At 62.7% G+C, this 12,411-nt stretch carries 12 protein-coding genes; 10 read left to right on the forward strand and 2 right to left on the reverse strand.

What is annotated here, in order from left to right:
- Positions 1 to 591 precede the first annotated feature (591 nt).
- Together ASD45_RS09925 and ASD45_RS09930 are read left to right on the forward strand one after the other, a co-directional pair.
- Positions 592 to 1,248, forward strand: coding sequence for an outer membrane protein (locus tag ASD45_RS09925; protein WP_056911343.1), 657 nt, complete (start codon positions 592 to 594; stop codon positions 1,246 to 1,248).
- 194 nt (positions 1,249 to 1,442) lie between these two features.
- Positions 1,443 to 2,093, forward strand: coding sequence for an outer membrane protein (locus tag ASD45_RS09930; RefSeq protein ID WP_056911344.1), 651 nt, complete (start codon positions 1,443 to 1,445; stop codon positions 2,091 to 2,093).
- Between the two features lie 76 nt (positions 2,094 to 2,169).
- On the opposite strand, the gene ASD45_RS09935 is transcribed toward ASD45_RS09930, so the two are convergent.
- Complete coding sequence (locus ASD45_RS09935; RefSeq protein ID WP_244485271.1) at positions 2,170 to 4,641, reverse strand: autotransporter outer membrane beta-barrel domain-containing protein; 2,472 nt, start codon at positions 4,639 to 4,641, stop codon at positions 2,170 to 2,172.
- A 461-nt stretch (positions 4,642 to 5,102) separates the two neighbouring features.
- Here ASD45_RS09935 and uvrA point away from each other — a divergent pair, with 461 nt between their 5' ends.
- Both uvrA and ASD45_RS09945 read left to right on the forward strand, forming a co-directional pair.
- Positions 5,103 to 8,054: an excinuclease ABC subunit UvrA gene (gene uvrA, locus ASD45_RS09940; protein WP_056911345.1), complete on the forward strand. Its 2,952-nt coding sequence runs from the start codon at positions 5,103 to 5,105 to the stop codon at positions 8,052 to 8,054.
- Complete coding sequence (locus tag ASD45_RS09945) at positions 8,051 to 8,812, forward strand: DUF72 domain-containing protein (protein WP_056911346.1); 762 nt, start codon at positions 8,051 to 8,053, stop codon at positions 8,810 to 8,812. Before uvrA ends, ASD45_RS09945 begins: the two co-directional genes overlap by 4 nt.
- On the opposite strand, the gene greA is transcribed toward ASD45_RS09945, so the two are convergent.
- Positions 8,809 to 9,267 (reverse strand): transcription elongation factor GreA, encoded by a 459-nt coding sequence (gene greA, locus ASD45_RS09950; RefSeq protein WP_056911347.1) that lies wholly within the window; start codon positions 9,265 to 9,267, stop codon positions 8,809 to 8,811. The two genes, ASD45_RS09945 and greA, sit on opposite strands and share 4 nt — an antisense overlap.
- A 67-nt stretch (positions 9,268 to 9,334) precedes the next feature.
- On the opposite strand from greA, the gene ASD45_RS09955 reads away from it, so the two are divergent.
- The 6 genes from ASD45_RS09955 (at position 9,335) to ASD45_RS23440 (ending at position 12,077) form a co-directional block, all read left to right on the forward strand.
- The gene (locus ASD45_RS09955; protein ID WP_056912689.1) at positions 9,335 to 9,673 is read left to right on the forward strand and encodes a cupin domain-containing protein; all 339 of its coding nucleotides are present in this window, start codon (positions 9,335 to 9,337) and stop codon (positions 9,671 to 9,673) included.
- A 296-nt stretch (positions 9,674 to 9,969) separates the two neighbouring features.
- Positions 9,970 to 10,215 (forward strand): hypothetical protein, encoded by a 246-nt coding sequence (locus ASD45_RS23000; protein ID WP_082540753.1) that lies wholly within the window; start codon positions 9,970 to 9,972, stop codon positions 10,213 to 10,215.
- Entirely contained in the window at positions 10,199 to 10,456 is a 258-nt protein-coding gene (locus ASD45_RS23430) for a hypothetical protein (RefSeq protein ID WP_156380790.1), read from the forward strand. The genes ASD45_RS23000 and ASD45_RS23430 overlap by 17 nt, the downstream gene beginning before the upstream one ends.
- Positions 10,434 to 10,652, forward strand: coding sequence for a hypothetical protein (locus tag ASD45_RS23435; RefSeq protein ID WP_156380791.1), 219 nt, complete (start codon positions 10,434 to 10,436; stop codon positions 10,650 to 10,652). Before ASD45_RS23430 ends, ASD45_RS23435 begins: the two co-directional genes overlap by 23 nt.
- Before the next feature lie 3 nt (positions 10,653 to 10,655).
- Positions 10,656 to 11,459, forward strand: coding sequence for a nucleotide-binding protein (locus ASD45_RS23005; RefSeq protein WP_244485273.1), 804 nt, complete (start codon positions 10,656 to 10,658; stop codon positions 11,457 to 11,459).
- Between the two features lie 195 nt (positions 11,460 to 11,654).
- Positions 11,655 to 12,077, forward strand: a complete 423-nt coding sequence (locus tag ASD45_RS23440; protein ID WP_156380792.1) for a hypothetical protein — start codon at positions 11,655 to 11,657, stop codon at positions 12,075 to 12,077.
- Positions 12,078 to 12,411 lie beyond the last annotated feature (334 nt).

Raw genomic sequence — 12,411 nt, forward strand, 5'->3', positions numbered from 1 at the left:
ACCGCCGCTGCGCGGCGTTCCTCTCGATCAACCGACTTGCCTTCGCCAGTCCGTCTTTCCGATCGTCAATTCACCCTAGTCCGCGGCGCCGGGGCGACATAGGGCCGTGCCGGGCCCGGCGTCTTTAATCCACAAGCCATCCGCACCGGCGCTGCGCTTTGCGCGCGCCCTCGCAGACGTTGAAGGTCGTTCGCTTTTTGTTCTAATCATCGCTCCGCTCAGAGTCAATGTAGATGCGTGCGCATCAATCGGCGGGCATCGCTGCTGTCCCGGTATCCTGACCCCCGGTGCCCAGCGCGGCCGGTATGGCGTGACCCCTTAATATTACTTCGTTTTCGCGATCCGCCGACGACCTACACGTCAGGATAAGTGCGAGCCCCATCGTTTCCGCATGGTAAAAATATGCCGTGCTGCACCGCCCACAATGGGAACCCAGGCCGCATGTAAGGTTCCATTAAGCAATTGAAGTTCCGCAAACTTCTGCTTGTTGATGTGACCTAAATGGCACAGCTTTTCGGCTGAAAGGGTGTATTAAAGTGGCATCGCGACGCGTCGTGTGACCGTCCTTATTCGCAATACCGGGAGAAACCCATGCGTTCATTCACTGCACTTGGCGCCGCCGTCGCCGTGCTGGGCCTTGCCACCGCCGCTTCGGCCGCCGACCTGCCGGCGCGCACCTACACCAAGGCGCCGCCGATGGTCGCCACCTACAACTGGACCGGCTTCTACCTCGGCGTGAACGCCGGTGGCGCTTGGTCGTCGGCTGGTTCGAACTTCGGCGATGCCTCGGGCTTCGTCGGCGGCGGCCAGATCGGTTACAACTGGCAGGCTCTCGGCAGCCCGCTCGTCCTCGGCCTCGAAGCTGACTTCCAGGGCACCTCGCTGAAGAACAGCGCCACGGTCGGCGCCTTCACCGGTGAAGCCAAGGTTCCGGCGTTCGGCACCGTGCGCGGCCGCATCGGCTACGCCTGGGATCGCTTCATGGTGTACGGCACCGGCGGCTGGGCCTACAGCAAGACCGAAGCTTCGGTCACTGGCCCGGGCGGTTCGGTTTCGGACAACAAGTGGGGTTCGGGCTACACCCTCGGTGGCGGTCTGGAATGGGCCTTCGCGGGTCCGTGGAGCCTCAAGGCTGAATACCTGTACGTGAAGGCCAAGAGCGTCGACCTGACGCTGGGCGGCACCACGTTCAGCACCGGCGACTATCACTACAACGTCGTCCGCGCTGGCCTGAACTACCGCTTCTAAGCGAAGCCACTTTTACAGATCGGGAAAGGCCGGCCTTGCGCCGGCCTTTTTCATTTTGCGCGCCACGATGCCCGCCGCGCCGCACCGCAACCGGAATTAACATCCTGTAAAGCCGACTCAACGCACGGTCGCCGCAAGGGCCTTTGGGCTCCGCGTAATGCGTTTCACCTGACACCAAATTAAAGAGGATCGCGATGAAGCGCCTTCACGCGTTGTTACTTGGCTGCGCCGTCGTGCCAGCCATCGCACTGACGTCGACCGCTATGGCGGCCGACATTCCGCTCAAGGCTCCGGCGCCGGCTGTTTACGCGCCCTACTTCTCCTGGACCGGCTTCTACGCCGGCATCAATGGCGGCTACGGCTGGTCGAGCTCTTTCGCCGACAATGCCAAGGGCGCCATCTATGGTGGCCAGGTCGGTTACAACCTGCAACTCAGCAGCTTCGTGGTCGGCCTCGAAGGCGACTTCCAGGGCACCAGCATCAAAGCCAGCCAGGATCTCGGCGGCGGCGTCACGGTTGAAGGCAAGATCCCGGCCTTCGCCACGGTGCGCGGCCGCGTCGGCTTCGCCTTCGACCGCATGATGATCTACGGCACGGGCGGCTGGGCCTACACCGACTCCAAGCTGAGCATCTCGGGACCGGGCGGTTCGGCCGAGGCTTCGAACTGGAGTTCGGGCTACGCACTCGGCGGCGGCCTGGAATGGGCCGTCTGGGATCGCTGGAGCGTCAAGGGCGAATATCTCTACGTCCACTCCGGCGACACCAGCGTGACCATCGCCGGCGCCACCGCCAGCGGCAGCTACAACTTCAACACCGTCCGCGCCGGCCTGAACTACCGCTTCTAGGCGCGCCGACATTCAAGCTGCGAAAGGCCGGGCAAAAAGCCCGGCCTTTTGTCGTTGCAGGCGCGCTCCCAGCACCTCACCACAGCGCGCGAAAGCCGAGCGTGCCCTTGTAGGCATAGTCGTCGCCGGCATCCGCCAGACTGGTGTTGAACGAGACTTCGCCATACAGCGAATACTTGTCGTTTGCCCAATGGTAGGCGCCGCCGGCGCCGACGCCGCCCCATAGGCGATCTGCGGCACTGGTGAAGCGCGTGCCGCCGACGTCGACGGCGGTGCCGTCGAGTAATTCGTAATAGAGGTTGGTGATGGCGTAGATGTCCGAACGGATCATCTCGCCTTCACCGTTGCGCCACGCCCGCTGATGATCCAGCGAAAGCCCGGCCCGCCCCTGCAGACTGTCGCCGTCGTCGCTGGAAACGGCCGCACCGAAGCGGTCGTTGAAGGTGCCGAAGCTGACCGATGAATACACCAGTTGCGCCTGCGGCGTGAGCGACAGCGCGCCGCCGAGCGGAATGCGCCGGCCGGTCTCGGCGCCGAAAGCGTAACCGAAGCCGTTGTTGCCGTCCTTCAGGGTGCCGGCAAGATCGGACGACAAATCGGATCGGTACCAGGTCATCTGCGACTGGCCATCGACATAGAAGCCGTTGTTGCCATACCAGGTCAGCGTGCCGCCAACGCCGACGCCATCGACCTTGATCTTGCCATTGCCGTAGAGCGATTTTACGTCCGACGACAGCGCCGCGTAATGCGCGGTGAAGCCGAAGATCAATCGACCGCGATCGTTCTCATAAGCCAGGCCGTCGACTCCGCCACGCATCGTGCCCTGATCGCTGGTGAAGGTCGAACCGGTCGTATTCGACGGCTTGAAACTGGCGTGCTGCCCCTCGACGCGCAGCCAGACAGGCGATGGGCCGCCCGCGATGCCGCCGCTCGCCGCATAGCCATTGCCGACGCGCTGCCGCAAGGTCGGCAGGCCGTTCATGCCGAGCAGGATCTGGCCGTAGGATTCATAAAGCGGCACGCCCGGCTGATACAGCGGACCGGCCGGCGCCGAAGCCGGCGGATTGATCAGGCTCGAGCGCAGATACCAGTCGCCATCGGCCGGCGTCGATACGCCGTTCTTCTGCAGCGTATAGGCATAGGCACCGCCGACCACGGCCTGCTGGCCGTTGATGACGTAGTCGCCCTGTAGACCGAAGCTGCCATTCGATGCGCCGCCGACGTCGATGATTTTGATGCCTTCCACCGTCTGCGCGCCGGCGCCGCCGAGATTGATGACGCGCACATTCGTGCTGCCGGCTGTATTGCCGGTGACGACGAGCTTGTCGGTCGGCGAGGCATCGCCACCGAGCACGGACTCGATCTGCAGCGTGCCGCCGGTGCCGGTGTAGTTGCCGGCGATCGTCAGCGTGCCGATCGAGTTGCCCGGCGCAACGATGCCGGCATTGGTCGTGTCGCCGACCGTGCCGATGCCTTGCAGCCGGCCCGCCGCCTGCACATCCATGACGCCGGCAAGAATGCCGTTGACCGCCAGCGTGCCACCTTGAACGATCGTCGATCCACCAAACGCGGAATTGTCGCCACTCAGGACTTCCTTACCGCCCGCAACTGTCAGCACGCCGATGCCGTTGAATAGGCCGGAGAACGTATCGTTGGCGTTGGTGATCGTCAGGTTTTTGGCGCCCATCGTAATGGCGCCGCTGCCGCCGAGGCTCTGAATGTTCGTCCCCGCCGCGGTGAGCGCCGATATGTCGAACGTGCCATTGGCCGTGACGCCGCTCGACGCGGCAATCGAGCCACCGGTCCGCAGCGCGAGCGTTCCCTGCCCGATCACTGTTCGGCCAGTGTAGAAATTGCTCGTCGTCAGATTGACGATGCCAGTGCCGGTCTTGGTCAGACTGCCGATGCCGCTGAAACCGCTCGCGGCAGACACCGCGAAGTTGACGCTGTCCATTGTCAGGCCGCCCGCCGCGATATTGAGCGTGCCCGCCGACGAACCGATCCAGACGGCGCTGCTCCTTGTCGCGCGGTAGACGGCATTGTCGAAGTTGGCCTGCGACCCGGCGGCGACGCTCAGGCTCTGCGACGCAAACGTGGCATTGGTGACGTTGAGAATGCCGACGCCTGCGCCGCCGCCGAGAGACGTGCCGCCTTGGGCGGTCACCGAGGCGCCATTCTGGACGTTGAGGATTCCGGTGCCGGAGCCGCCGATGGTGAGCGCAAGGCCGCTGGCCGTCCATTGCGAGCCCGCGCCTGTGACGGTCACCGTGCCGGTGCTCCCGGCTCCGCCAATCCGGAAACTTCCCAGGCTCGCAAGGGTGCTGCCGTTCTGAATGGTGAGACTGCCCGCCGATGTTTCGCCGACGAAGAGATTGCCGGTTGAACCGCTCGCGGCCGCGCCGACGCCGAGCACCGCCGGATTGGCCGAGTCGATGGTCACCGCGGTCGGGCTGGTCGGCACGACGCCGCCGGACCAGTTCGTTCCATCCGTCCAATCGGCGCTCGTCGCGCCGGTCCAGCTTTGCGCCACCGCCGATGCGGCCGACAATGCCGTGAGTGCAACGGAAGCGCTGAGAAGGGTCGCCCACCCGTGTCGATGGCGCGGTGCTCGCCGCGTTTTGCCCGTGGTCCCTGCGCTGACGACGTGCGACGCGGCTTCCGGCATTCCCATTCCAATCCATCCCAGCAAGTCCACCGCACGCTACCGAGCCCGGTGTACTAATACCTTACGGCAGCCCGGCGAATTTTCGATGTTTCCTCGTAATGGAACTCACAGACCTGCAACCGGCGTGGTGGCGCAGCGCGCCGAAGCCTCCTCCGACTTGTCCCCAGCGCCGAAATAGCCGGCGCTGCACACCAGCGCACAGGAAAGAGCCGCACGGCCCCTAGCGAACCGGGCTCGTTCTCACTACGTTCCTACCTGTCGTGTGCTCCGGAAGGCCTGTCGGCTCGCTGGAACGCCGGCCTTTTGCCGCGCCAACAGGTTCCATTCCGTCCTCGACGAGCCCCATGCCCGATAAAACGCCCGACACCACCGCCAAACGCGTCCTCGACAGCCGCCAGATCACCATCCGCGGCGCCCGCGAGCACAATCTCAAAAACGTCGACGTCGTCATCCCGCGCGACCAACTGGTGGTGTTCACCGGCCTGTCCGGCTCCGGCAAGTCGTCGCTCGCCTTCGACACGATCTACGCCGAGGGCCAGCGCCGCTATGTCGAGTCGCTGTCGGCCTACGCGCGCCAGTTCCTCGAGATGATGCAGAAGCCGGACGTCGATCAGATCGACGGTCTGTCGCCGGCCATCTCCATCGAACAGAAGACGACGTCGAAGAACCCGCGTTCGACCGTCGGCACCGTCACCGAGATCTACGACTACATGCGCCTGCTCTGGGCGCGCGTCGGCATTCCCTATTCGCCGGTCACCGGCCTGCCGATCGAATCGCAGACAGTGTCGCAGATGGTCGATCGCGTGCTGGCGCTACCGGAAGGCACGCGCATCTATGTGCTGGCGCCGGTCGTGCGCGGCCGCAAGGGCGAGTACAAGAAGGAACTCGCCGAGTACATGCGCAAGGGCTATCAGCGCGTGAAGATCGACGGCGAATTCCTCGAGATCAGCGACGTCAAGCCGCTCGACAAGAAATTCACCCACGACATCGACGTCGTCGTCGACCGCCTGGTGGTGAAGTCGGACATCACCGCGCGCCTCGCCGACTCGCTGGAGCAGTGCCTCAAGCTCGCCGAAGGCCTCGCCGTCGTCGAACTCGCCGACACCAAAGCCACGGGTGCTGCCGCCAATCGCGGCCGCAATGCCACGCATGAGCGGCTGATCTTCTCCGAGAAGTTCGCCTGCCCCGTCTCCGGCTTCACCATTCCGGAAATCGAGCCGCGGCTGTTCTCGTTCAACAATCCGTTCGGCGCCTGCCCGGCCTGCGGCGGCCTCGGCGTCGAGCAGCATATCGACGCCGAACTGGTGATCCCGGATCGCGACGCCAAGGTCGGCAAGGGCGCCATCGCGCCCTGGGCCAAGTCGTCGTCGCCGTATTACACGCAGACGCTCGAAGCGCTCGGCAAGCATTACAAGTTCACGCTCGATACCAAGTGGAAGGACCTGCCGAAGAAGACGCAGGAAGCCATCCTCTATGGCTCCGGCGATGACGACATCAAGTTCGTCTATGACGACGGGATGCGCGGCTACACCACCAAGAAGCCGTTCGAGGGCGTCATCACCAATCTCGAGCGCCGCTTCAAGGAAACCGATTCCGAATGGGCGCGCGAGGAACTCGGCAAGTATTTCTCCGACACGCCGTGCGAAGCCTGTCATGGCGCCCGTCTCAAGCCAGAGGCTTTGTGCGTCAAGATCGCCGGCAAGACCATTTCCGAGATCGCCGAACTGTCGATCCGCGCCGCCGGCGACTGGGTCACCGAGCTGCCGAAGCAGCTCAACAAGAAGCAGAACGAGATCGCACCGCGCATCCTCAAGGAAATCAGGGACCGCCTGCGCTTCCTCAACGACGTCGGCCTCGATTATCTGACGCTCGCCCGCGCCTCCGGCACGCTGTCCGGCGGCGAGAGCCAGCGCATTCGTCTGGCCTCGCAGATCGGCTCCGGCCTCACCGGCGTGCTCTATGTGCTGGATGAACCTTCCATCGGCCTGCACCAGCGCGACAATGCGCGCCTGCTGGAAACGCTCAAGCGGCTGCGCGATCTCGGCAACACCGTGATCGTGGTCGAGCACGACGAGGACGCCATCCGCGTCGCCGACCACGTGCTCGACATCGGCCCCGGCGCCGGCATCCACGGCGGCAACATCATCGCCGAAGGCAAGGTCGAGGACCTGATCGCCGCGCCGGCGTCATGGACCGGCAAGTACCTGTCCGGCGAGCTCAACGTGCCGGTGCCGCAGCGCCGCACGCCCGACAAGCGCCGCCAGATCAAGGTCGTCAACGCCCGCGGCAACAACCTCAAGAACGTCACCGCGGAAATCCCGCTCGGCCTGTTCACCGCCATCACCGGCGTATCCGGCGGCGGCAAGTCGACGCTGCTGATCGACACGCTCTACGCCTCGGTGGCGCGCAAGCTCAACGGCGCCTCGCTAGCGCCGGCGCCGCACGACCGCATCGAGGGCCTCGAGCACATCGACAAGATCATCGACATCGACCAGTCGCCGATCGGCCGCACGCCGCGCTCCAATCCGGCGACCTATACCGGCGCCTTCACGCCGATCCGCGAATGGTTCGCCGCCCTGCCCGAAGCCAAGGCGCGCGGCTACGAACCGGGACGCTTCTCGTTCAACGTCAAGGGCGGCCGCTGCGAGGCCTGCCAGGGCGACGGCGTCATCAAGATCGAGATGCACTTCCTGCCCGACGTCTACGTCACCTGCGACGTCTGCAAGGGCAAGCGCTACAACCGCGAAACGCTCGAGGTGCTGTTCAAGGGCAAGTCGATCGCCGACGTGCTCGACATGACCGTGGAAGAAGCGTTGGAGTTCTTCAAGGCGGTGCCGCGCGTGCGCGACGTGCTGGCGCTGCTGCACCGCGTCGGCCTCGACTACATCCATGTCGGCCAGCAGGCGACGACCCTCTCCGGCGGCGAGGCGCAGCGCATCAAGCTGGCCAAGGAGCTGTCGAAGCGCTCGACCGGCCGCACGCTCTATATCCTCGACGAGCCGACCACCGGCCTGCACTTCCACGACGTCGCCAAGCTGCTCGAAGTGCTGCACGAGCTGGTCGAGGGCGGCAACACCGTGGCGGTGATCGAGCACAACCTCGAAGTCATCAAGACCGCGGACTGGGTGATCGACCTCGGCCCCGAGGGCGGCGACGGCGGCGGCGAGATCGTCGCGGCCGGCACGCCGGAAGACATCGCCCGCGAAAAGCGCAGCTACACCGGGCAATTCCTCAAGCCGGTGCTGGCGCGCAAGGACGCAGGGCCGAAGAAGAAGGGCCAGAAGGCGGCGGAGTGATCCGCCTCGGCACGGCCGGCTGGACGCTGCCGAAGACTTCCGCCGCGGCGTTTCCCGCCGGCGCCAGTCACCTCGCCCGCTACGCGCAGCGCTTCAGCGCCGCCGAGATCAACTCGTCGTTCCACCGCCCGCACCGGCGCACGACCTATGAGCGCTGGGCGGCGACCGTGCCCGAGACCTTCGCCTTCGCGGTCAAGCTGCCGAAGGAAATCACGCACACGCTGCGGCTCGCCGGCACCGAAGCGGCGCTCGATGCCTTCGCCGAACAGATCGGCGGCCTCGGTGGCAGGCTCGGCGCCCTGCTCGTCCAGTTGCCGCCGAGCTTTGCCTTCGACGCCGATATCGCCGGCGCCTTCTTCACGACATTCCGCGCGCGCTTTGCCGGGCCGGCGGTCTGCGAGCCGCGCCATGACAGCTGGCTCGGCGCCGAGGCCGACGCCATGCTCCGCCGCTTCAAGGTGGCCCGCGTCGCCGCGCATCCGGCCATCGGCATGAGCAAGGTGGAAGGCGGCGGCGACCCGCAGGCCGGCGGCTGGCCCGGCCTGTTCTACATGCGCCTGCACGGCGCGCCGCGGCCGTATTATTCGGCTTACGGCGATGAAGCTCTGGCGGATTACGCGCGCCGTTTGCGCGAGGCCGCCGCAGGCGGCGCCGCCACCTGGTGCATTCTCGACAACACGGCGCTGGGTTATGCGGCCGCCAACGCGCTGACCTTGCAGCGGTTGCTCGCCGGCTCGCCTGGCGACGCCGCCACCTAGCCGATGGCGACGATCTCGGCGTCGTCACGGCCGGCGCGCACGACGTCGCCGACGCGCTTGCCGAGCAGCGCCACCGCCAGCGGCGACACATGGGACACCGAGCCCTTGGCCGGCTCGGCCTCGTCCTCGCCGACGATGGTGAAGATCTGCCGCCGGCCGTCCTCGCGCTCGATCGTCACTGTGCTGCCGAACTGCACCGTGTCGGTGTCGGCGCCGGGGGCAATCACCTGCGCGCTGGCGCGCCGGGCGCTCCAGTAGCGCAGTTCGCGCGCCGCCCGCGCCAGCGCATCGCGCTCGCCGGAGGCCTGCGCCTCGTTATAGGCCTGCCGCGCGCTCTCGAACGCGGCCTCGATCAGCGCGAGGCCGTGCGGCGTCACGTAATTAACGTGCGTCGAGACCGGCCGGTCCGGCAGGTCCTCGGTGGTGTTGTCTTCATTGACGAAGGCGCGGCTCATGCCGGATCATATGGTGATCCGCGCCGCCCATATCACCCCGCCCTCCGGCGCGCGCCAAAGGAACTTCATGCCCTTCAAATGCAACGAACCCGCGGTGCCGACGGTCCAGCAGGACGACGCCACGGTGCGCATCACGCGCTGGGATTTCGCGCCCGGCGCCGCCACCGGCTGGCACAGCCACGGCTGGCCCTACTTCGTCGTCATGCTCACCGACGCGGTGATGCGCTACGAAATCAATGGCGAAGTTTCCGAGGTGCGTTTGAAAGCCGGACAATCCTATCAGCGCCCCGCCGGCATCGAGCACGACGTCATGAACGGCGGCGATAAGCCGATGGCGTTTGTGGAGATCGAGATTAAGCGACCGGGGGATTTGGGGGCGTCGATGGTAGCGGCCGCGTCATCGTGAGGAGAGCGTAGCGAGCCTAGAAGGATGAACGGCCCCGACCGATCGCGAAGCGAGATCGTCGCGGCCGGCCTGAAGGTGAAGTGCAGGCAGCCGAATGAGAACGAAGCCGCACTTGACCAGGAAAAACCCTGCCGCCTTAAGGCTCGACCACCCTTCCTGAATCACAGGGGATAGCGCACTAAATCTGTGTAAGAGGCCTTGCGTAACACTTAGCCTATTGTATTTCTGATTCTCCGTTAGCGCTCAACTGATTCGCGTGCAAAGCATGCAGGTCACCAACCTGCCGGAGAAACGATGTGTCTGATGCTAAGTCAGTTCATGACATTTGGTTGCCAGTTATTGGCAACGCTTTAGCCTATCTTTGCCTGGAAAAATTCTCCGAGAAGAATCCAGCCAAGACCGACAGCGTATTGAAAAAAGTGAAATTTCTCGAAGGCTTAGGCGTTCCGGCAAAGGACGCTGCGAGTGCGGCAGGAAGCACTCCAGACTCCGTTCGAGTGCTCAAAGCCTCAAAGGGAGGAAAGCGTGCCTCAAGAAAATAATGGCCAATGGCTTGAGATTATCGGCAAGGCGCTGGCCTACCTTTGCGTGCAGCAAGTCGCGATTAACGACCCAAAACGCGTCCCGGACGTCGTGGCAAAGGTTCAGTTTCTTGAAGGAATTGGGTTAGCTACCTCGGACGCCGCAGCGCTTCTTGGCACAACAGCAAATTCGGTCAAAACAAACCTGCGGCAACGCCAAAAAAGGAAGGGCACGGGGCGTGGCAAAAAAACAAAAAAGTGAAGCCACCAAATCAGACCCGTTCGATCGCATTGCTCGGCTGCTCGCGATGATTGCCGTGAAGAACCTGGAAAAAGAGGAAGCAGCACGGCGTCTCTTGTCAGTAGGTTTTGATAGCCCTCAAATAGGCGGCATCCTTGGCGTAGGACCGAACTTCGCCAACGTAGCTAAGAGCCGAAGTCCTAAGAGCAAAGGCTAACAGATGGCCGCTGTGGACCCACGACTTATGGTTCGGCTCGAAAAGGCGCTGGGTCTGAGCAAACGGCGTGTGCAGGAACTGGTGCAAGAGTCCGCGCGAGTAAACCGCGTTTCACGTGACATCGCAGCGTTTATCGTCGCGGGAGATAATGGCATCAGTTATGATCGATATGCCTCAGCAGAACAGATGGCGGTTTTACGCGGGGTGCCGACACACTTAGCTGTGCCACCGACCGCTAAGGCAGTTCCAATTCCGCCCCCGACAAAGCCGACCGTTAAGACGCGAACAATAAAGACAACCAAAAACAACTCTCTTTTCGTAGTACATGGTCGAGATAATCAACTGAACGAGGACATGTTCGCATTTCTGCGAGCCATTGGGCTTAATCCGATGGAGTGGAATCAAGCGGTGAAGGCCGCGAAGGGAGCCAATCCGAACGTAACTGAAATCGTGAGGGGCGCCCTGCAAAAAGTTCAAGGTGTGATCGTCCTCTTTTCACCCGATGAAGAAGCTCGCTTGAAATCAAAGTTTCGCGGACCGAAAGATGAAAAATCACTACAGAGCCAAGCGAGACCGAACGTAATTTTTGAAGCTGGCATTGCTCTCGGTGCATACCAAGAAAAAACGCTCTTGGTCGAAGTTGGGGACATTCGAAAAATTAGCGACATTGCAGGAATGCATATTCTTCAACTGAACAACCGAGCAACGAGTCGAAAAGAATTGGCACAACGCTTGAAGGACAAGCTGAAATTTAAGGTTGACACCTCAGGTAACTCTTGGCTGACGGTGGGCAACTTCGATCGTTGACACGAGATGACATTGTGATGGCATCCAATGGGTTGCAATGGATTCAACCACCCTAAAAATTGTAAGTGCAATTTTCGAGGTGGCCATCCAAGAGCGCGTCCTCCAACGTGGAACGGATGGAAACGTAAAACCGCGGGACGTTACGTTTCAAAACCCTACGCTACGTGCCCAGTTTGTCACGCGGACGTGTATTACGTGCGTGGCAAACACGGTGGCGGGGCTTATTTTGATTTATTCGGCCCTCCCTGGCCAAAGCACGCCTGCACAGACAAATCGAGGCATTATTCGCCTTACGGCAGGAGTGGCAAGCCAAAGCTTAGAAATGTTCGTTCTGAATTTGAACGCGACGGCTGGTTACCGTTCTTCATCCGCAACATAGAATTGTTAGCAATGGGAACGATTATTCACGGAGTTGCGATAGACAATCCTACGGTTATGCATTTCGGAACGAATGAACTCCATTTGAGTATAGACACTGAGCTACCGATTTATTTTCGCCCTTCAAAAGAAGAAGCCGACATTATCGAGCTTAATTTCTTTCCATCAGACGCAGAAAAGCCCGTTACACATAGGCTTTTCAACGATTGCTTCAATGAAGTCGAGCTTGCGCTTCGGTGAGACCCTCTGCAGCCTGTAGGGCGCATTGGCGAAGCATAATCCGCCATTCCTCCGCGACGCGGCGGGTACGACGCTTCTCGAGGTTCGACCCTCTCAGTGGGCTTCTTCCGGTTACCGCACTGGGGAAAGCGCCGTGTCCGCCTAAACGGGCGGGCCGGGACAAGCGCGGCCGCGCCGCCTTTACATAGCCGTCCCGCCCTACCTTTTTATTCCTACCATCTCTTGACTTTCCTCCTATGACATAATACCCATACTCCGCTCGCCCCTTCGAGGGGTGCGAACCGGTTGCTCCGGCTCGTGGGGGTGGGCGCGGCGCCCGCGGCTCGTGCCCTCG

Origin of the sequence: Pseudolabrys sp. Root1462 (assembly GCF_001426945.1) — a bacterium.
Taxonomy (GTDB): Bacteria; Pseudomonadota; Alphaproteobacteria; order Rhizobiales; family Xanthobacteraceae; genus Pseudolabrys.